This window comes from Mycolicibacterium sp. XJ879 (genome assembly GCF_053483935.1).
Map to the genome: position 1 here is coordinate 1 of NZ_JBEFTH010000007.1, position 19,642 is coordinate 19,642.

A 19,642-nucleotide genomic window follows, 5' to 3' on the forward strand; every position below is an offset into this window, starting at 1 on the left:
GCTAGGCAAGGGTGTCACGACCGGAACGTGGGGCTCCGCCCCAGCCGGCGACATCGTCATCCTCGCCGTGCTGTTCGACAGCGCCGCACCAATCGTCAGCCAGTTCGGGGACGCACTGGCCGGCAAGATCATCGTCGACATCACCAACCCCTTCAATGCCACGGCAGACGGGCTCGCCATCCCCGAAAGCACCTCGGTCGCACAGGAAGTCGCCAAGGCGGCCCCGGCCGACGCCAACGTGGTGAAGGCATTCAACACCGTCTTCGGTCACGTCCTGGAGAAAGGCCAGACACTCGATGTGTTCTTCGCCGGCGACGACACGCAAGCCAAAGCACACGTGTCGAAGTTCATCGAGAGCGTCGGGCTACGCCCGCTGGACGTCGGTGGCTTGAAAATGGCGCACTGGCTAGAGGGAGCGGGCCTGGTCCTCATGGGCGTCGCCCGCTATGGCGCGGGGAACTTCGACATCGCCCTCGGTGTCACCAAAGTTCCCGGCTGAGCCGCAGAAAGCCAGCGGAGGACACGATGAAGCTTGGTTTCGTCATTCCCATCATCGGCCCGGCCATCACCAGCGCCGTTGGCCTCAGCGCGTTCTGCCGAGGGCTCGAGGACCTTGGTTGTGACACGCTGTGGGTCGGCGATCGACTGGTCACGCCGGTGAACATGCAGTCCACCTATCCGGGTAAAAAGCCGCCGCCGCAGATGACCCGCTACCTCGATCCGGTGCTGCTGTGGACGGTCGCCGCCACAGCGACCAGCCGCGTGCGACTCAACGCCAGCACGCTCAGCACGTTCTACTACGAGCCAACACATTTGGCTCGGCAACTGACAACGCTCGATGTGCTCAGCGACGGCCGCCTCGACGTTGGCGTGGGAGTCGGCTGGATGAAGGACGAACATGACATCGCCCGCGGTGCCGACAGGCGCCGCCGCGGGCGGATGCTCGACGACGTGCTGGCATTCCTGCAGAAGTGGTGGACGACCACTCCGGTGTCCTGGGACAGCGAATTCTTCTCGCTGCCGCCGGTCCATGTCGACCTGCGCCCGGTCCAGGCCGGCGGTCCGCCCATCTGGATCGGCGGTGCCAGCGAGGCCGCGATGCGTCGGGTCGGCCGCATCGGCACCGGCTGGCTCGGCGTCGAGGGCCTGCAGGATTCCGACCGGCTGTGGCCGATTGCGCGCCGTGCGGCGCAAGAAGCCGGCCGCGATCCTGACGCGCTGAAGACGGCCATGCGAATCAGCCTCGAACCCGGCACGTCCATTGATGCGGTGGTCGACAAGATCGAACGCTTCGCGGCCGACGGTGTCGACGAGGCGATCGTGGATGCCATCCCGCTGTTCCGCAGCCTTGAGCAACTGCTCGACTTCGCCAGCCAGGTAACCACCACATGGGACATTCGTCGGACGGCTTGACGGCAAGGGACGCCAGGCTGGCCTTCGTCGGCACGCCCGACGCACCTCCTTGGATGATACATCAACCATTCGGCGTAACATGATGCCGATGGAACCGAACTGGCTGAGCCCTGCTGAAGGCCGCGCCTGGCAAGCATTCGTATACGCGCATCAACAGCTCGAGGCCCACCTGAGCCGGCGCCTGCAGCAGTCGGGGCTGTCCGGGGCCGACTACGAGGTGCTGGCGGCACTCTCGGCTCACGACGGCAATCGCATGTCGGCCCGCCGCCTGGGCAACGCGCTGAGCTGGGAGAAAAGCCGTCTCTCCCACCAGGTGCGACGTATGCAGAAGGACGGGCTCATCGTTCGCGAGCCCAACCCCGACGACGCCCGCAGCACCATGGTCTGCCTGCTGCCGGCCGGCCGCGCCGCCATCGAGAAGGCCGCGCCCGGACACGTCGAGGACGTCCGCCGGAACTTCATCGACCTGTTCACCCCGGCCGAACTCGACACGCTCGCCACCCTCAACGAACGAATCCTGCAGCACCTGGCCACAGACCACGACTCCCCCGGCTAATCGTCCTCGGCGTCATCGCGGTGCGCGGCCTCGATCACTTCAGGCGGTACCGGCTTACGCAACCACGCCTGCATCCGCATCAGTCCGCCCACCACCGTCCCCACGGCGAATAGGGCAACGACGATCCAGAGCGCGGTCGACATGCAGCAATTCTCCCCCTGCCCGGGCGGCGTGAGGCGATATTCCCAGCCCTAACTAATGTCTCGCGCTGAGGTGTTTGCGCGCCCACTGTTCAGTGGTCGTCGTCGGGATGCCGCGGATGGCGTTGAACGTACCGGCCTTTGGCCACGCCACGCCCTCGCCCTCAGCGAACACCGCGCGGTACTTCCGTAGTGCGTCGTCGGGGTTTCGGTCGAGGTCGTGCAGTAGCTGCGCAACGGTCCATTCATTGCGGATGACCTGGGCTCCCGTGGTCCGTTCGACGATCTCGGCGAGTTCGCGGTAGGTGATCGTGTCGCCGGCGACGTAGACGACCTGGTTCGCGATACGCGGGCGGGTCTGGATGATCTCCGCGGTGAGTACACCGATGTCCTCCGGAGTGGTGACGGTGACTTCGGTGTCCCAACTGCCAAGCGCATTAACGGTATTGGTGGTGAGGTCGACGACGCCGAAGTCTGGTTCGAACAGGAAGCTGGTGAACATGCCGGTCGACACGATCACCCATTCGGTGGTGCTCTGGGCGCGCAGCATGTCGCGCACGTCGAGTTGTTCGTCGAACAGGTCGTGAGGGCTGCCGCGTCCGATGGCGTCGTAGTCGACGCCGAACTGCCACGGGAGGTATCGCGGAACCCGCGCCGCCAGCGCGGCCTCGGTGATCTTGCGTTGGGTTCCCGCCCCCGCCGCGAATCCGATGCAGCTCACCACCGTGTGGAACTGTCTCAGCACTGTCGAAAACTCAGCCGCCGACGCCGTCGCAACGTCGGCCTCTACGATTCCGACGCCGCGGGCCGCGAACTCATCGCGCAGCTGCGCATGCCGGGCTGTGCCCGACGGCCGCAGCAGCACAGTCACCGGCGGTGCGTCGTCCCGATGAGTCAGTGCGGCGACAACGTTGCCGCCGAGTTCGCCGGCTCCGATGACGAGGATCTCTCCCCCATGTGGTGATTGCTGTGACGCCATAATTCCTCCGGCGCTGATCAGTTGGCGTATGCGAACGGTCGCGACAACAACCCGCCGCGACGCAGCATTCCCGACCGTCGAGGTAGTGCCGTGCACAGGCAGGTGAGCCAGATCACTTGACGTCGACGGAATCTCGGTGGGCCCGCGCGGCTTTTAGCTGACGACAGCGGAACGGACTGGCGTGGCGCTCACCGGAGGATGGAGACGATCGATGAGGACATCACGGCCGGCCGTCTTCGGCGCAGTCGCGCGATCCGCAAACGTCCTGATTCTGGCATGGATGGCTGCCATTGCCGGAATGCTCACCGTCCCCGCTGCCAGCGCCTTCGCCGCTGACGACTCCTGTGCCGCAGTAGAAGTGGTTTTTGCCCGCGGCACGCTGGAACCACCTGGCGTCGGGGCAACCGGCCAAGCGTTCGTCGATGCACTCAATGCTCGTCTGCCCGGACAAGCCATTGAGGTCTACGGGGTGAATTACCCCGCGTCGTTAGCTTTCGGTCAGGCGGCCGACGGTGTCGCGGACGCAGTGAACAGGATCGAGTCGATCGCCACGCAGTGCCCGGCGACGAAGATCGTGCTCGGCGGCTACTCGCAGGGCGCGGCGGTGGCCGGGTACGCGACCTCCAGCGTCGTGCCGGCCGGAATCAATCTGCCTGCCGGCCTGTCCGGGCCGATGCCCACGTCGGTTGCGCCCCACGTTGCCGCAGTGGTGCTCTTCGGGACGCCAGACGATTGGGTTCTGGGCCTGGCCGACCGCTCCGCGCCGCCGATCACCATCGGAGACCTCTACGTCAACAAGGCGATACAACTGTGTGCACCCGGCGATCCGGTGTGCTACCCCGGCGGACTGAATCGCTCCGCCCACAGCGCGTACAAGGTGAACGGGATGGCCGACCAAGCGGCCGACTTCGTGATCGGTCAGCTGTCCGCGCCCGCGCCCGCGCCTGCGACCGGGTGGAATACCGCGAAATCGAATATGGCGGGTCACCAGTAGGACGCGCGGGTAACGGGACCTCCCGCGCCTGCGTGCCCCACGTCTGCGTACGGTCAGCCCGTGACCGAACCATCAGCCACCACCAACCCCTTCGATCTGTCCGGCCACGTCGCGGTCGTCACCGGCGGCGGCTCCGGCATCGGCTTGGGATTCGCCGACGGCCTGGCCCGCGCGGGCGCCTCCGTGGCCATCCTCGGGCGCAGCGCCTCCCGACTGGACTCTGCCGCCGAACAGCTCCGCCGCCACGGCCGACCTGTGCTGGCAGTCGTCTGCGACGTCACTGACGAGGACGCCGCCGCCGCGGCCATGGCGCGGATCCGTAGCGAATTCGGTTACCTGGACTCGTGTTTCGCCAACGCCGGGGTGCGCGGCGGGTTCACTCCAGTGCTGGAGACGTCGCTAGAGGCGTTCCGGGACGTCACGCGCGTCGACCTCGACGGCGTGTTCGTCACGCTGCGCGAAGCAGCCCGCCAGATGATCGAGGCCGGCCGCGGCGGCAGCCTGGTCGCGGTGTCCAGCCTCGGGGCGTTTCAGGGGATGCCGCGCCAGCCCGCGTACGCGGCCTCCAAGGCCGGTGTCGCCTCGCTGATCGACAGCATGGCGGCCGAGCTGGCCCGTTACGGAATCCGCGCCAACACCGTGGCGCCGGGTTGGTTCGACACCGATATGACCTCGGAAGGCCTGAACGACGAGCGGTTCCGCGAGCGGGTACTGCCACGGGTTCCGCTGCGCCGCTGGGGCGCCCCCGACGACGTCGGCGGGGTGGCCGTTTATCTGGCCAGTGCGGCGAGCCGCTATCACACTGGCGACGTGCTGCGTATCGACGGCGGCTATCTCAAGTTCTAGCGCCGGACGGTCAACCCGCACCTACTGCGGCGGCGGGTCGATGGGTGTCAGGGATATCGGCACCCGATGGGTCCCCGGCCCCTCCCCTGGGCAGCCCGTTCCATGGGTGGTGAGCGTCCGCTCGCCGAAGTAGCTGCCGTCAGGGTTCGGGATCAGGTAGTCGGACCGCGTGGATGGCACTGCGCTGCGCGGGTCATTGCGATCACAGAAGTACGGATACTCGCCGGTTGTTTCCCAACGGTTGTTGTTCCATCTGTACTCGAATACCAACGGAGCGCCTGGGTTACGGTCGTGGTCGGGGGTGTTGTCCCAGCGCGGAATACAGCCGTTGACGTCGCAGTGGGTGGTGAACTCGACGGGAAAGCTGACCGAATCCATTGGTGTCGGCATGCCATTGAACGTCTGCTTCGCGAAGTCGATGACCGCGCTGTAGTAGCCATATATCGGTGGCGGCTCGATGCGATCGGCCCCAGCGACCGGCGAAACGACGAGCGCGACGCACGCGCACACCGTCGTCGTGATGCCGATCGACCCACGTCTCATCAGGAGTCGATCCCCAATGCATCGGCGAGTTTCGGGGGAATCTTCGGGTTTTCGAAGTCGGGATACCAGCGGGTGATGATGTCGCGCAATGCCACCTCGGCCTCGAGCTGGCACGCCACTCCCACGATGCCGGCGATGGTGCGAAACATCAGTGCGTGCTCTGGAGGGATGGTCAGCACGGCGCCGTCGAGAAAGTCCTGGCCGCGCGCCAACCCCGGCACGCGCGGGGCCAGCTGCTGCATCCAATGCCGGTTGAACCGGAACGACTGCGCCAGAGCCGGTTCGATGAACGGGCCGAAAAAGGACTGCACATCCTCGGGGTCGATCTGGGTGTTCGAACCGCTGAACCCCAGACCGCTCAGCTCGTCGTTGATTTCGGACAACACCAGCGCCTGCAGCTCCGGATCGGCCATGTCGGCCAGTTGCACGGATTCGGCGACCTCGGCCAGCCGGATGCTGTCCAGGAACACCAGCGCCGAACGATCGGCAGGGGCCACTGAGCCGAAGTCGACCACGACCAGCCGGCCGTCCGGGTCGAGTTGGTAATTGCCGGGATGCGGGTCGGCATGAATGGCGCCGAGCCGCGCCATCGAAGCGGCGCCGAGCTCGAAAAGCAACCTGGCCGCGTGGTTCTTGGTGTCTTGATCGCCGGTTCTAATCAGATCTGAAATCGGTTGCCCGCTCACCCATTCGGTGACCAGTACCTTCGGCGCCGACGCGACCACTTTGGGCACCAGGAATTGCGGGTCGTCCGCGAACGCCGCGGCGAACGCGCGCTGATTGTCTGCCTCATGGCGATAATCAAGTTCGTCGGCCATCCGTGCCGACAACTCATCGATCATCGGTCGCACCGCGAGCCCAGAGAACAACGGCTCGATCAGTCGGCTGAATCGTCTGAGTTGACGCAAGTCCGACATCAACGCGACGTCGGCACCCGGATACTGCACCTTGACCGCCACCGAGCGGCCGTCGTGCCACAGCGCCCGATGCACCTGCCCGATGCTGGCCGCCGCGACCGGCGCGTCGTCGAACGCGCCGAATCGCTCGCGCCACCGTGTCCCCAGTTGCTCCGCCAGCACGCGGTGGATCCGATCCGCCGTGATCGGTGGCGCGGCCGCCTGAAGTCTCGTCAACGCGTCTCGGTACGGGGCCGCGTATTGCTCCGGGATGGCCGCCTCAAAGATGCTCATGGCCTGGCCGAATTTCATCGCGCCGCCCTTGAGTTCGCCCAGCACGGCGAATACCTGCTCGGCACTGCGCGCTGACCACTGCTCAGCGATCAGGTCCGCATCGCCGCCGGCCAGCCGTTGCCCCCAGCCGAGCACCGCTCGGCCGGCGGCGCGCACCGGCAGGCCCGCCAACTTCGCGCCACGACGCACCGTTCTCCGCGGAACATCCACCACAGGCTAAGAGTCGCACACCATTAGCCGGCGTAGGCGTCCCCGAGCTATTTTTCGGCCAGATCGGCGAGGTGCTCGAGCGAATTGTCCAGGTGCTGGCCGTCAAACGGCGGGAACTCGATGTTTTGCCGAATCGCCGCAGGCACCGCCGACCAGTCGTAGGTCAGGGTGACCTTCGCCCGGTCATCGCCGACCGGCTCGAGGTCGTAGCGCCAGAACCAGCCGCCGATCTCGAGTTCGGCATCGTCATCACCCTGACCCGGCAGCCACGCGATGGCACGCGGCGGTTCAAACACCGTGATCCGGTTGGCCATCTCGTAATGCATGCCGCCAAAGTTCGAGTGGTACATCGCCATCCGAAAGACCTGTCCGACCTCACTCAGCTGTTTTCTATCGAGTGACTCCCGTACCCAGCCGGTGCCGTCGATCTCCTGGTGGGTGGTCGGGTCAGCCAGCACCGCGAACACGGTGTCGGGCGTGGCGTTGACGATCCGGTTGGTGCTCATATTTTCGTGTGCCATGCAGGTACGGACCAACGACGAATCGCAAACTCATCGACGCACTCGATCAGCGCTGAGCGTGGGTGTGACTGCACCCACATCGTGGGTACCCGGTTGTCATGCCCAACGCCGATACCCGTCCCGACGCCATCCGCCGGCAGGCGGAGCAGCACGCTGAGCAGGCCCGCAGCACGATGGCGCAGCGGCGTGCCGACACCGACGGTGGCGTCAGTGGTTGGTTCAGCGAACGAGCCGCAGAGTGGGACCTGGGCGGGCAGGACGAGGCGACCATGCAGCGCCAGAAATACCTGTGGAACTTCCTGGTCGACCACTGGTTCCGGATGGAATTCGACGGGTGGGAGAACCTGCCCGATCCGCCGGTGCTACTCGTCGGCATCCACTCCGGTGCTCCGTTCGTGTGGGATGCCTGGACCGTCGGCGTGCAATGGTGGCGCCGGTTCGGTCAGGAGCGCACCCTGCACGGCACCGCCCACGACGCGCTGATGGCGATCCCGTTGATCGGTCGCTACTTCCGCGCGATGGGCGTGTTGCCGGCCGCACCGGACTCGATGGCGACCGCACTGGCCGAAGGACGCGACGTTGCGGTGTGGCCCGGCGGGGAGGTCGACTCGCTGCAGCCGTGGGTCGAACGGGACGTCGCCAATCTCGCCGGCCGAGCTGGGTTCGTGCGCATGGCGATCAAAGCCGGCGTGCCGATCGTGCCGATCGCGACGGTCGGAGGTTCTGACGCTATGCCGGTGCTGATCCGCGGCGATCGAATGTCGCGTGCGTTGCGGTTGGACAAGGTGTTGCGGCTCAAGGTGTTCCCGGTCGCCGTGTCGCTGCCTTGGGGCATCGCGCCTGCCGCATTGCCGCAGATCCCGTTGCCGGCGAAGATTCGTACGCGGCTAATGCCTGCCGTGGACGTCGATCACGATCCGGCCCGCGCTGACGACGACGATTACGTGCAGCAAAAGTACCGCGAGGTACAAGCCAGCATCCAGCGCGGGATGGACGCACTGGCTCGCAAACGCACCCTGCCGCTGTTCGGCTGAGCCCCGATCTGGCCGGGTAGGGCCGGTCGGCGTAATGTCAACACGATGAGTGACTGGAACACGCAGATAATCAATGAGTTCCGCGCAAACGACGGCCGGGTCGGCGGCAACTTCGAAGGCGCTCCGATGGTCCTCATCCACCACACCGGCCGCAAGACCGGTAAGCAGAACGTCACGCCCACGATGTACCTGCCCGACGACGACGATCCCGACACCATCTACGTGTTCGCCTCCAAGGCGGGCGCCCCGACGCATCCCGCCTGGTACTACAACCTCACGTCAGCCGGCACCGCGCGCGTCGAGGTCGGCACCGAAACCTATGACGTCAGCGTCACCGAGATCTCCGGTGCCGACCGCGACCGCATCTACGGCGAACAAGCCCGCCGCTATCCCGGCTTCGGCGAGTACGAGCAGAAAACCGCCGGCATCCGCACCATCCCCGTGCTCGCACTCAACCGCACCTAGAAGGTCACTTCAACCAATCGTTGCCCGGAAGATCGAGCTGTGCCACGTCAAGGCTCGGCGTGATACCCGATTGTGGTGCAAGACCGTGCTTTTCGAGCACTGATCGCAGCGTCTCCGCGGCGTCGATGTTCAGCGGGCTGGACACCCACATGGCGTAGGGCAGGTTGATGAACCGGTTCTCACGGACCGCCCTGAGGTTCCGGCTCGCCGGGTTGCTCTTCAACGCTGCAATCTTCTCCTCGGCCGTCTGGCCCGGGTAGTCGACGAACACGATCAGGTCGGGATCGGCGGTGGTGATCCGTTCCCAGCTCACCGTCGTCCAGGTGTCCTGGACATCTTCGGTGGCGTTACGGGCCCCGGCAGCGTCGATGATGCCCTGGGGCCCGCCGAACGCGCCGGACGAGAATATGGTGTCCTTGCCGCTGTCGAAGAGGAAGACGGTCGGCTTCTGCTCGGGTTGCGGTGCGGCACGCAAGGTTTGCAGCCTCGCGACGATATCGTCGGCCGCTCGCGCGCCCTGCTCGGCGTTTCCGGTGATGGTGCCGATGTTGCGCAGGTCGGTGTCAAGCGCGACCCACGGGTCCATGGTGCCGCGCTTGGCCTCCCCCTCGATCTGGCGGCATGCCTCCGACAGCTGGTAGACGTCAATGCCGTGTGTCGCAAGGATTTCCGGCGTGATCCCCCGTGCCTCCCCCATGCCGTAATTGAACCCGGCGAAAAGCACCTGCGGCTGCGCGCCGACGATGTTCTCCAGGGTCGGTTGTGCCGGCGCCACTTCGTTGAGATCGTCGACCTGCGAACCGTATTCGAGTCGCAGTACGTCCACGTCGCGGGCCATGGAACTTACCGCGGTCATCTGCTCACGCGCGCCGGCGGCCAATGCGATCGCGATCATTCCGCCGTCGTTGACAAACAATCGCTCCAGCGGCTGCTCGTAGGTGACCTCCTCACCGCAGTTGGTGACGGTCACCGTGTCGGCGGGAGAAGACGCGTCGGTCGGCGACCCGCACGCGGTGCTCAAGCCCACCAACAGTGCGGAAAGGGCCAGGCTGACCCGAAGGTGTTGTGCCACTGTCATATTCCTCGTGATTCGTTGAATGCCGGATCGGCGTGGGTGAGCAGGAGATGGCTACGGCCCGTCGTGGGATGGGCGACGACGTCACCGGCAACGTCGAACACCTCCCACAACAGCCGCGAGTTCAGCACCTCGGTGGGTGGCCCGTGCGCGAAGAGGGTCCCGCCGGCGACGACGGCGACCGCGTCGAAATGCCGTAGTACGAGGTCGAGGTCGTGCATCGCGGCGACGACCGTGCATTCGAGGTCATCGAGGATCCGCATGAACCTCAGCCGCCAAGCGGCATCGAGGTGGTTGGTGGGTTCGTCGAGTACGAGTACCGATGTGCGCTGAGCCAGCGCCCGCGCAAGCACGACGCGGTGGCGCTCACCACCGGAGAGTTGTGAGCACGACCGATCGCCCCATCCGCGCAGCCCAACGGCGTCCAGCGCGTCGTCGATGATGCCCTGCTCTCCCAGCCCCGCGCCCGACCACGGATTGCGGTACGGGGTCCGCCCCAGCCCGACGGCTTCGGCGACCGTGAGCTCACCCGAAGGCCGCTCCTCCTGCCCGACCACCGCGATCGTGTGGGCCCGGCGCCGGGCGGGCATGCGGTGCAGATCTTCCCCGTCGACCCGGATCGCCCCGGACGCCGGCGCGTCCAAGCCCGACAGGACACGCAGCAGCGTGGTCTTACCTGAGCCGTTCGGCCCGACCACCGCCAACCGGGTGCCGGCGGGAATCGCCAGATCCACACCGGCCACCACGGTTCTGCCACCGCGGCGACACTCGAAGCCCTGCGCGCACATCGCGGCCGCACTCATGTGCTGTTTCCGAACTCGTAGCGGCGGCGCCCCATCAGGAACAGGAACACCGGTGCGCCGATCAGACCGGTGACGATGCCCAGCGGCATCTCCCGCGGTGCTGCCATCTCGCGCGAGATCACGTCGACCCACACCAGAAACAACGCCCCGGTGCAGACGGCGACCGGCAGCATCGCGCGATGGGTTGCCCCCACCACCAGCCGCGCGGCGTGCGGCACGATGAGCCCGACGAACCCGATGCCGCCGGAAACGGCGACCAGCACGCCGACCAGAACCGCCTGGATCAGGAACAGTGCGTTGCGCAGGGCGGGTACCGGCACGCCGAGGGAGGTGGCCGTGTCGGCGCCTGCGGCGTAGGCGTCGAGCCACGAATGGATCAGCAGCGCCCCGATGAACGAGATCAGCACCACCGCACCGGCGAGCGGCACCTTCGCCCACGTCGCACCGGCGACGCTGCCGAGCAGCCAGAACATCACGCTTTCGGCGGCGTGCGGATCGCCCGCCGTGAACACCAGCAGCGACGACAACGCCATGAACGCCGACGACAGCACCACGCCGGACAGGATCAGGCGCAGCGCGGTGAGCCCGCCCTGGGCGCGCGCCACCAGATAGACGGTCAGCGTCGCGACCAGCGCGCCCATCAGCGCACCGCCGGACAACGCCCATATCCCCAGCCCGGCCAGCGCGCCCAGCGTCATCACTGCCGTCGCGCCCACCGCCGCACCCGCCGAGACGCCCAGCAGATACGGTTCGGCCAGCGGGTTGCGGACCAGGGCCTGCATCAGCGCGCCGGCCAGCGCCAGACCCGCGCCGACGATCGCCGCCAGCACCGAGCGCGGCAAGCGCAGATCCCAGACGATGACGTCGTATCCCGTCTCGACGGTTGCGCCGGTGAAGCGGCCGATGACGGTGCGCCACACGTCACCTAGCGGAATCTGCTCGGCGCCGAAGGCGACCGAGACGACGATGCTCACCGCCGTGAGGATCGCGAGCACCGTGGTCAGTGCGACAACCGAGACACGTCGCACCGTCGGCACGGGCGTCGCGCCGGTGCGACGAAGTGTCTTCTCGGTGACAGTCACGTCGAGAACTTGCCTCAATATGCCGGGGTATCCGAGCGCGAGATACCGGTGGACACAAGTGAGAACGGCAGGTCTTCGGACTCGGGATCGTCCGGACTCGACGCCTTCCCAGGATTCCAGTGGCCTCCCAGTGACTAATGTCGAGCCCGTCCCCCATACCGCTGCGCGCCAGTTCCGGATTCCCACCGGATTCCCTGACACCCGCATACACGGATGTGACCGTTCTCAACGGCTGAGGCTACCTCATGGCGATTTTGCGGTAAGAAGGATTTGTTGAGCGTTACCGTGGCTCGATCGTGCATTGCCGCGTCGGCAGGAGGTGTTCTTGCTGGGCTTAGCTGACGGCGGGTTCAAGTGCGCCGACGCGCGCAGGCACTATCTGGCAGCGTATGACGAGTTACGGGCGCTGAGCCCGCCACCGAATGTCGTACACGACGTTCCAACCAGGTTCGGCACCGTTCGGGTATACCAGCACGGGCCGGCCGACGGCATACCCGTCGTGCTGATACACGGCTTTTTCCTGACGTCGGCGATGTGGTGGGAGCAAGTCGCGGGGTTGGCAAGCGATTTCACCGTTTACACGTTGGATATGTTGGGCCAACCCGGGGCAAGCATTCAGTCGAAAACGATGTTCGCTCCCGCAGATTGCGCACGCAGCATCGACGAAGTCCTCGAGGGGCTGAGACTGCGTGCAGTACACCTCGTCGGGCATTCGTACGGCGGTTGGCTCGCCACCCACACTGCGGCGCGTGCGCCCGGTCGGCTGGCGACCGTGACACTGGTTGATCCGGCCAGCACGGTGGCGCGGACTTCTGCAACGTTCTGGCGAAGTCTTGCGCTCATAATGTCGCGCCCACGTTCCGTGCGAGCCGGAAGAGCCGCGGCATGGATTGCGGGCCACCCCACACCGGGCAGCTCCATCGATACGCTTGCCCGGTTGTTCACGGCAGGATTCGCGGCCTTCGCTCCACCCGTGCGCACACCAGCGCTGCGCTTCCCCAGCGACCGTCTGTTGCGTTCAGTATCTATCCCGGTCCAAGTTCTTCTGGCGGGCAACACCGTTCACGATTCAGAAAGGGAATTCGACGGATGCAGTCCGTGGTGCCGGCGTGGCGATATCACCTCTGGCCCACCGCGTCCCACGCCTTGCCAGCCGAGATCCCTGACGAGATCAATGCGTGTATCCGTCAGTTCGCGATCGAACACCGTAAAAGTGCTTAGCCGGGACAACTATCTGCTAATTTCACGGGGTGGCACTGCGCCGAAGAGGTGAACCAGCCCGAATCAGGTTCATAGCCACGGTTATCGCCGGATTGGCGGTCGTAGCCGGCGTCGCCTGCGGGGGCACGACAGAACCTGCGGCAGCCCCGCCGGAGGCTGCGGTAGCCGCGCCGGAAACGCCGACGTTCACCTGTCGCGGGCACGACGAACCGCGTACCCCGCGAAGCGTCGATGCGATTCAAGACGACACCGAGGACGACGACACCGCAATCCTCGGCGGCGTCTACGGAGACCCCGGGGCCGCCACCCGGTTCTGGGCGCAGCAGAGCGAGAGCGACTGCGGTCTGATGGCCACCCGCATGGTCGTCGGTGAAGTCACCGGTACTGCCCCCACCGAACGCGAGATCATCGACCTTGCAGCCGCCACGCCAAGCCAGTGCTCACCAGGCGAACCGGTGTACGACGAGAGTGTCGATCCCAGCGACGGCGGCGTCGGCCACGGCACCTGCTCGACCGATCTGCTGCTCCTCCTGGAGCACTACGGGATCGACGCGGATTACACCAACGACGCCGAAGCCGCCGACGGCGGGTTCGACACCGGCATCGACGCGCTGGCCGGCTATCTCGGCAACGGGCAACAGGCGATGGTGTGCGTGAACTCCCGCATCATCTGGGACACCGAAGGCGACCGGACCAACTGCGGTCACATGATCACCGTCGCGGCCATCGATTTCGACAACGACGCGGTCTATCTCGGCGACAGCGGCAGCGACGACACGCGCGGCGAGCAGGTCAGCATCGATGTGTTCGAATCCGCCTGGGCCACCGGTGACCACGAACTCGTGGTCACCGCCCCCTCTGGATAACTCCTCGCACTGCGGCGCGTTCTACGGGAAAGACAGGGCAATCCCATGTCTTCGGGACAAGGCGCTCAGGAGGAGAACCATGAGCTTGGACAACGTTTCCCACTTCGGTACCCAAGGGCTCGACGAGTTGGTGCCCTCGCGATATGCGGTGGCGGTCGGCGACATCGAGGTGTTGGTGATCAGCGACGGAGTATTGCCGATCACCAGCAAGACGATGGCGACCAACGCCGACGCAGTCGAGTTCGAAGGTTGGCTGAACGACAGGTTTCTGCCACCGGATGTGCTCGACTGGCCGCTGAACGTGGTCGTGGTGCGCAGCGGCCAGCGGACCATCCTCGTCGACGCCGGGCTGGGCTTGGAGTTTCCGGACTTTCCGCGGGCCGGGCAGTTGGGCCGGCGGATGGCGGCCGCCGGGATCGATCCCGCAAGCGTGACCGACGTGGTGCTCACCCATTTACACATGGATCACGTCGGCGGCCTGCTCACCGAAGGGTTGAAGGAGCGGCTTCGCCCGGATCTGCAGATTCACGTGGCGAGCCTCGAGGCCGAGTTCTGGGAGGCGCCCGATTTCTCCCGGACCGATATGCCTCAGCCAGTGCCGGACGTGCTCCGGCGGGTCGCCGCGCAGTTCCTGGACGAGTACCGCGGCCAGCTGCGAACGTTCGAGTCCGAGTACGAAGTGGCGCCGGGTGTGCTCGTGTCTCGTACGGGAGGCCACACTCCGGGACACAGCATTGTCCGCCTCGCCTCCGGCGGCGAGCGACTGACATTCGCCGGCGACGCTGTGTTCGCACCAGGTTTCGATAACCCCGAGTGGCACAACGGCTTTGAGCACGATCCTGAGGAGTCGGTGCGGGTGCGGGTCGGCCTGTTGCGCGAGTTGGCGGCGACCGGCGAGTCGATGGTGGCCACTCACCTGCCGTTCCCGTCGGTTTGCCGGGTGGCATATGCAGGCGACGTGTTTCGGTGTGTACCTGCCGTCTGGGATTACTGACCGCTCAGTTTGTTTCGCGGTCGACGGATACCAGCGTCGGATGGTGGCAGACGCGGTTGCCGCCAGCGCGTTTGGCCTCATACATCGCCAGGTCCGAAGTGCGGATCAGCGCATCGATTAGTTGGAGGTTGTCTCTGGGCGAGTAGCCATCAAGCGGTGCGCCCGCGGTGCCGATACTCGCAGTCACCGAAAACGGGATTCTGGCGATAGCTCCGCGCAGTCGCTCGGCCATCTTGGCTGGGTTCGGGCTGTCATCGAGGTCGGCGACCAAAAACTCCTCTCCCCCGAGCCGACAGATGACCGCTGTGGCGCGGCAGTTCTCCTGAAGCGTCGCGCTCACCATCACCAAGGCCTCATCACCCGCGGCGTGGCCGAGGGTGTCGTTGAGTTGCTTGAAGTTGTCGAGGTCGACCATCGCCATGACGAGATACATTCCCGTACGGGGTCGATCGAGCATCATCAGTTCATAGACCGTGTTGTGGAACGACCGCCGATTGTGCAACCCGGTGAGCGAATCGCGGTCGGAACCGCGCAGGTCGGTTCGCAACGTCTGCATCAACGACTGGATCCCAAAGGGCACACCGATGTTCAGCGCTCCGACCGTGAGGAACGACGCGACCGCCAGCGCGACGTCGCCGCTGGTGGCGATGAGCCGGTACGAGAGGATGGTCGCGCACACCATGGCGAAGCCCAGGTTGACCATCGTGAGGCCGCTGGTGTGGAAGTAGGCGACGACACCGCCGATGACGGCGAAGATCGTGCACCCCATCAAACCCGTGTACGGGTTGGACATCGAAAGAGCCATTGCGCCGATCGCAATGCCGGCCGAAATGGAATACACCACTGACTGCCGCCGGGTGGGCCAGCGCAGCAACCACAGCAGTGCACCGCCGACGCCGACTCCTACGGCAAGGATGGCGACGACGGTGGTCGCGGTGTGGTTGGGGCCGGCCGGACTCCACAGCAACAGGATGGGCAAGGCAGCGAACACAAGCGTGAAGGCGGACGTCGCGTATCGCCAGAACTTCTGGAGTCCCCGCTCGTTCAGGTATGCGCTGAGCCAGTCATATTGGTCCTGTTGCTTCCACAATCGCGCGGCCCAGCGGACCATCCCCACCCCCGCGTTTCCCGATGCACGAGACCGTTATTCCACATCAGCGGCGCTAATCTTGTTCGACGACACAGCCAAAGAAGAAGCTCGCGAAGTTTACATTAGAAGAGTTCGGTCTAGTTGGTGGCACATCAACTAAAATGCGCTGACCATCGGTTTCAGCAACGTCGATTTCCATATGAACTCAAGTGTCGGCTTCGCGCGGAAACGCCGGTTGCATAGCCGGTAACCCGACGTCAACCCGGTCTCTTTAAAGCCTCAATAGTTCTTGGGCTCTATTGCAATGCGCATAGCAGTCATAGGCAGCAAATTGCTCCTGCAATTCGCGGAGGGGCCGAGGTACGGCAGCGGCCTCGTTAGCCGAAACAGTGACCGGCCCGGTTACGCGCGAAGGGATCCCCACGCCGTCACCGCGGCAACCATGAGTACACGGGGCCCTGCTGTAGCGTGACGCAGCGTGAACTTCTCCCGTAGGCCCTCGTCCGTCGTCATCGCGGCTTGCGCCGCGACCTTCGCGATGACGCTCGCCGCATGTGGCTCCGATGCCGAAACCACAGCCACAACTACCAGTGCTCCGTCTATCGACGAACTCGTCGCACCCTCCGTCACCGAATCGGCGCCGCCCGCAGCGGCCAGCGCTTGCCCGTCTGCGCCGCCGGATGCCGCCGGCACTGCTGAATGGAACCTGACCGGCGACACGGGCAGCGTCGCAGTCACTGGATCCACCGATACGACGGCGCCGAAGATCGACGTGACCGCACCGTTCAGCGTGTCCGAGACGCAGGTGCAGACGCTGCAGGCCGGTGAAGGGCCGGTGGTCGCAGACTCCGCCACGGTGTTGGTCTGCTACATGGGCGTCAACGGTCGTGACGGCACCGTGTTCGACAACAGCTACGAGCGCGGCGCCCCGGTGGACTTCCCGCTCACCGGGGTGGTGCCGGGCTTCCAGAAAGCCATCGCGGGACAGACGGTCGGATCCACCGTCGGTGTCGCGATGACATCGGAGGACGGCTACCCGCAAGGCCAGCCCGCCGCGGGTATCCAGCCCGGCGACTCCCTCGTTTTCGCGATCAAGATCCTCGACGCCGCCAACTGATCAACCCGGCCCGAACAACGAGCGGGCATCGGCGACTTCGTATTCGGCGACCGATGCCGAAATAATCGCTGCGCCGTGGTCGTTATCGGGTCCGCTGCCGCGGAAGGCTTCGACCGCGGATCGCGACTCCCACCGCTCGAAGACGTTGACGCGACCGGGGTCGATCAGGTCGGCGGTGATTGCGAAGTCCAGACACCCAGGTGCACGACGGCCCTGTTCGACAACGCTCATGCAGGTTGCGAGGTAGCCCTCGCGCTGGGCGGGATTCACGGTGATATGTCCGGCGACGATGATCATGCCCATATAGACACCCCGAAGGCGCACGGCTCATCGGTCGGTTACGGCGTCGGCGGCAGATGCTCGATCGGTGCCGGCGCGACAGGGACCGGCGGCCCCGCGACTTCCGCCGGCGGCGTCGATGACTCCGGGGCCGTCAGCGAGATGTGCCCCGGCGGCAACGGCGGCGGTGGCCCAGCCCCTGGCGGCGGACCGGGTGCGACGGCAGACGGCGCGGTCAGCGCGGCCAGCGGGTTGCCGCTGTGGAAGGTGTGCCAAAGATCCCGCAGGAAGCCGAACTGGCCCGGCGACTGTCCTTGGCCGTAGACCGGTGCGATCTCTGGAACGGGCGGCGCACCGACGGGCGGCGGCGCTGGCGGGTTGGGCGCCCCCGGATCGGCCGGGATGGGGAGCACGGGGTCGGCGCCGGCCTGGCCGGCCGCGGCCAGCGCACCGCCGAGGATCATCGCGCCCGCAGCCGCGAACCGCACTGCCGTGGCGGACCGCATGCCGCGTCGTCGCTTCGTCACCCGAGTAAGGCTAGCCCGTAACGCGCGCGGCGTCTTGTCGGTTACGCCGCTACGGGTCCTTGGCCTCGTCGTCTCGGCCGTCGGAAGGTTCGGGTTCTTCCTCATCGTCGTCGTCGGCTTCGTCGGACTTGGGCGGTTCCAGCGCGACGCTTCGGGACGACGGTCGGTGGCTGCCCGCCGCTTGGTCAGCTTCGGCCGGCTGCAGGTGTACGACCGGCCCGATAGCGCGGCGCAGGCCGGGCAGCCCCTCCTTACGTAAGAAGTTGCCGATCCGTCCTGCGCGGTACCGCAGCGGCGAACCCAAGAACTCGCCGAGCACCACGCCGCTGCCCAGCGCAAGCGCTGTGGCGACCGCGGCCATCATCTGGCGCAACCCGTTGTCGAAGTTGCCGTCGACAGCGAAGGAGAACACCGCCCGGAACACCGCAAGCCCAGGCAGCATCGGCATGATGCCCGCGGTTGCCGTCACCAGTGCGGGCGCCTGCCGCCGGATCGAGATCACGGTCGCGATGATGCCGACGCCGACGGCTGCGACACCGCTGGCGAACACCTGGCCGAACCCAGCGGTCCCGAGCCCGATCAACACCACTTCCGCAGCCGCTGCCGCGACCCCGGCGGTGCCGATGGCCCGCAACGGCGCATAGCTCGTCACCGTCAGGGACGCACCCGCCAGCCCGGCGCCGAACACCGCGAGGAAGATCGGCAGCGCCCCGTGCGGCGTGACGAACGATTCCGTCGCGTCGACATGCAACTCGATCGTGACGCCCGCCATGGTGCCGATCTGAAGTCCAACGAGAATCCCCACGACAATGCCTGCAGTGAGCAACACGGCTTCACCGAGCCGGGCGACGGAGGTGAGCATGTACCCGGTCACCGCGTCCTGCATGGCCCCGACGAACGTCATGCCGGACAGCAACATCACGATGCCGGTCGCCACCAGCGTGGTCGGCCCCTGGCCGGCGTAGTAGTAGGCCGCTACCGCCACCAACGTCGCGATCGTCGCGCCGATCGCGTGTTGGAAGAAGAACGGGGTGCCGATTCGGTTGAGCTGCCTGCCCACTTGATCGATGACCGCCGACGTGGCGGCGGCCAACAGGCAGGTGAGCCAGGTGCCGCCGAGCAGCATGGCGATACCGAGGGCGAAGCCCGCCCAGCCCGCCGTCGCCAGCCACCGCGGGTAAGGGTGCGGCCGCTCAGTCAGTTCGTCCATGGCCTCATGGGCCTGTTCGACGCTCACACCACCCGAGGTGATGCGCTGCACCAGCCGGTCGAGCTCGCCCAACCGGGTGTAGTCGGTCGACCGGGCCCGCACGCTGCGCACAATGGTCAGCGGCGGGCTCTCCGCGGTTGGCAGTGCCGACACGATGACGGTGGTGACGAAGATGTCGACCACGCAGTCGGTGAGGCGATATGCCCGGGCGACGTCCTGGGCCGTCGCGACGACATCCGCGGTGCCCGAACCCGAGGACAGCATCACCTCGGCGAGCCGGATCGTCAGGTCGAGAACCTTGCGGGTGTGGATATCGCCCACCCCGCTGGTGGCGCGGCTACGTTGACCGGCGACGGGTGCGGGGTCGCGACGTCCGCGAAGCGCGATTTGCACTCCACGGCGGAAGCGGGCGGTCCCGCCGAAACGATCGTGCGCCATTTATCAGGAGGATACTGACGACTTCCGGCTTCCGCAGACCCGATAACGC

The 19,642-nt window shown here is 66.1% G+C and carries 23 protein-coding genes and 1 riboswitch; of the genes, 11 read left to right on the forward strand and 12 right to left on the reverse strand.

Going from position 1 to position 19,642, the window contains the following annotated elements; all coding sequences use genetic code 11:
* From ABQF13_RS16430 to ABQF13_RS16440, 3 genes are all read left to right on the forward strand, one after another.
* On the forward strand, positions 1–499 hold a 499-nt coding region (locus tag ABQF13_RS16430; RefSeq protein WP_448393840.1), incomplete at its 5' end, for an NADPH-dependent F420 reductase.
* Between the two features lie 26 nt (positions 500–525).
* Positions 526–1,413, forward strand: a complete 888-nt coding sequence (locus ABQF13_RS16435) for a TIGR03619 family F420-dependent LLM class oxidoreductase (protein ID WP_448393841.1) — start codon at positions 526–528, stop codon at positions 1,411–1,413.
* Between the two features lie 88 nt (positions 1,414–1,501).
* Positions 1,502–1,969 carry a MarR family winged helix-turn-helix transcriptional regulator gene (locus ABQF13_RS16440; RefSeq protein WP_448393842.1) on the forward strand — a complete coding sequence of 156 codons (468 nt, stop codon included), beginning with the start codon at positions 1,502–1,504 and terminating at the stop codon, positions 1,967–1,969.
* Here ABQF13_RS16440 and ABQF13_RS16445 read toward each other — a convergent pair.
* Positions 1,966–2,112, reverse strand: a complete 147-nt coding sequence (locus tag ABQF13_RS16445; RefSeq protein ID WP_448393843.1) for a hypothetical protein — start codon at positions 2,110–2,112, stop codon at positions 1,966–1,968. The two genes, ABQF13_RS16440 and ABQF13_RS16445, sit on opposite strands and share 4 nt — an antisense overlap.
* Before the next feature lie 52 nt (positions 2,113–2,164).
* Positions 2,165–3,088 carry an aromatic alcohol reductase gene (locus ABQF13_RS16450; protein WP_448393844.1) on the reverse strand — a complete coding sequence of 308 codons (924 nt, stop codon included), beginning with the start codon at positions 3,086–3,088 and terminating at the stop codon, positions 2,165–2,167.
* A 211-nt stretch (positions 3,089–3,299) separates the two neighbouring features.
* Here ABQF13_RS16450 and ABQF13_RS16455 point away from each other — a divergent pair, with 211 nt between their 5' ends.
* A complete protein-coding gene (locus tag ABQF13_RS16455; protein WP_448394073.1) occupies positions 3,300–4,082 on the forward strand; it encodes a cutinase family protein in 783 nt (260 codons plus the stop codon).
* Between the two features lie 60 nt (positions 4,083–4,142).
* Complete coding sequence (locus ABQF13_RS16460) at positions 4,143–4,928, forward strand: SDR family NAD(P)-dependent oxidoreductase (protein WP_448393845.1); 786 nt, start codon at positions 4,143–4,145, stop codon at positions 4,926–4,928.
* Positions 4,929–4,949: 21 nt separating this feature from the next.
* Here ABQF13_RS16460 and ABQF13_RS16465 read toward each other — a convergent pair whose 3' ends face one another.
* The 3 genes from ABQF13_RS16465 to ABQF13_RS16475 all read right to left on the reverse strand — a co-directional run bounded on the left by ABQF13_RS16465 (position 4,950) and on the right by ABQF13_RS16475 (position 7,392).
* A complete protein-coding gene (locus ABQF13_RS16465; RefSeq protein ID WP_448393846.1) occupies positions 4,950–5,471 on the reverse strand; it encodes an MBOE_33420 family protein in 522 nt (173 codons plus the stop codon).
* A complete protein-coding gene (locus tag ABQF13_RS16470; protein ID WP_448393847.1) occupies positions 5,471–6,850 on the reverse strand; it encodes an ABC1 kinase family protein in 1,380 nt (459 codons plus the stop codon). Before ABQF13_RS16470 ends, ABQF13_RS16465 begins: the two co-directional genes overlap by 1 nt.
* A 68-nt stretch (positions 6,851–6,918) precedes the next feature.
* Complete coding sequence (locus ABQF13_RS16475) at positions 6,919–7,392, reverse strand: SRPBCC family protein (RefSeq protein ID WP_448393848.1); 474 nt, start codon at positions 7,390–7,392, stop codon at positions 6,919–6,921.
* A gap of 98 nt (positions 7,393–7,490) precedes the next feature.
* On the opposite strand from ABQF13_RS16475, the gene ABQF13_RS16480 reads away from it, so the two are divergent.
* Both ABQF13_RS16480 and ABQF13_RS16485 read left to right on the forward strand, forming a co-directional pair.
* Positions 7,491–8,426 carry a lysophospholipid acyltransferase family protein gene (locus ABQF13_RS16480; RefSeq protein WP_448393849.1) on the forward strand — a complete coding sequence of 312 codons (936 nt, stop codon included), beginning with the start codon at positions 7,491–7,493 and terminating at the stop codon, positions 8,424–8,426.
* 45 nt (positions 8,427–8,471) lie between these two features.
* Positions 8,472–8,891 (forward strand): nitroreductase family deazaflavin-dependent oxidoreductase, encoded by a 420-nt coding sequence (locus tag ABQF13_RS16485; protein WP_448393850.1) that lies wholly within the window; start codon positions 8,472–8,474, stop codon positions 8,889–8,891.
* A 4-nt stretch (positions 8,892–8,895) separates the two neighbouring features.
* Here the strand turns inward: ABQF13_RS16485 and ABQF13_RS16490 are convergent, their stop codons facing one another.
* The 3 genes from ABQF13_RS16490 to ABQF13_RS16500 are packed head-to-tail and all read right to left on the reverse strand — an operon-like array spanning position 8,896 to position 11,806.
* Positions 8,896–9,969 carry an ABC transporter substrate-binding protein gene (locus ABQF13_RS16490; RefSeq protein WP_448393851.1) on the reverse strand — a complete coding sequence of 358 codons (1,074 nt, stop codon included), beginning with the start codon at positions 9,967–9,969 and terminating at the stop codon, positions 8,896–8,898.
* Positions 9,966–10,769 (reverse strand): ABC transporter ATP-binding protein, encoded by an 804-nt coding sequence (locus tag ABQF13_RS16495; protein ID WP_448393852.1) that lies wholly within the window; start codon positions 10,767–10,769, stop codon positions 9,966–9,968. The genes ABQF13_RS16490 and ABQF13_RS16495 overlap by 4 nt, the downstream gene beginning before the upstream one ends.
* Positions 10,766–11,806, reverse strand: coding sequence for a FecCD family ABC transporter permease (locus tag ABQF13_RS16500; RefSeq protein ID WP_448394074.1), 1,041 nt, complete (start codon positions 11,804–11,806; stop codon positions 10,766–10,768). Before ABQF13_RS16500 ends, ABQF13_RS16495 begins: the two co-directional genes overlap by 4 nt.
* 94 nt (positions 11,807–11,900) lie before the next feature.
* Positions 11,901–12,090: riboswitch (cobalamin riboswitch) on the reverse strand.
* 293 nt (positions 12,091–12,383) lie between these two features.
* Between ABQF13_RS16500 and ABQF13_RS16505 the strand changes: the two genes are divergently transcribed.
* The 3 genes from ABQF13_RS16505 (at position 12,384) to ABQF13_RS16515 (ending at position 14,932) form a co-directional block, all read left to right on the forward strand.
* Positions 12,384–13,124: an alpha/beta fold hydrolase gene (locus ABQF13_RS16505; RefSeq protein ID WP_448394075.1), complete on the forward strand. Its 741-nt coding sequence runs from the start codon at positions 12,384–12,386 to the stop codon at positions 13,122–13,124.
* Positions 13,125–13,164: 40 nt separating this feature from the next.
* A complete protein-coding gene (locus ABQF13_RS16510; protein WP_448393853.1) occupies positions 13,165–13,938 on the forward strand; it encodes a hypothetical protein in 774 nt (257 codons plus the stop codon).
* 79 nt (positions 13,939–14,017) lie between these two features.
* Positions 14,018–14,932, forward strand: coding sequence for an MBL fold metallo-hydrolase (locus ABQF13_RS16515; RefSeq protein WP_448393854.1), 915 nt, complete (start codon positions 14,018–14,020; stop codon positions 14,930–14,932).
* 4 nt (positions 14,933–14,936) lie between these two features.
* Here the strand turns inward: ABQF13_RS16515 and ABQF13_RS16520 are convergent, their stop codons facing one another.
* A complete protein-coding gene (locus tag ABQF13_RS16520; RefSeq protein ID WP_448393855.1) occupies positions 14,937–15,911 on the reverse strand; it encodes a GGDEF domain-containing protein in 975 nt (324 codons plus the stop codon).
* Between the two features lie 589 nt (positions 15,912–16,500).
* Here ABQF13_RS16520 and ABQF13_RS16525 point away from each other — a divergent pair.
* Positions 16,501–17,139: an FKBP-type peptidyl-prolyl cis-trans isomerase gene (locus tag ABQF13_RS16525; protein WP_448393856.1), complete on the forward strand. Its 639-nt coding sequence runs from the start codon at positions 16,501–16,503 to the stop codon at positions 17,137–17,139.
* Here the strand turns inward: ABQF13_RS16525 and ABQF13_RS16530 are convergent, their stop codons facing one another.
* Genes ABQF13_RS16530 through ABQF13_RS16540 form a run of 3 tightly spaced genes read right to left on the reverse strand, consistent with a single transcriptional unit; the run spans position 17,140 to position 19,593 of the window.
* Positions 17,140–17,436 (reverse strand): putative quinol monooxygenase, encoded by a 297-nt coding sequence (locus tag ABQF13_RS16530; protein WP_448394076.1) that lies wholly within the window; start codon positions 17,434–17,436, stop codon positions 17,140–17,142.
* Positions 17,437–17,477: 41 nt separating this feature from the next.
* Positions 17,478–17,945 (reverse strand): hypothetical protein, encoded by a 468-nt coding sequence (locus ABQF13_RS16535; protein WP_448393857.1) that lies wholly within the window; start codon positions 17,943–17,945, stop codon positions 17,478–17,480.
* A gap of 49 nt (positions 17,946–17,994) precedes the next feature.
* Positions 17,995–19,593: a threonine/serine exporter family protein gene (locus ABQF13_RS16540; RefSeq protein WP_448393858.1), complete on the reverse strand. Its 1,599-nt coding sequence runs from the start codon at positions 19,591–19,593 to the stop codon at positions 17,995–17,997.
* Between the last annotated feature and the right edge of the window lie 49 nt (positions 19,594–19,642).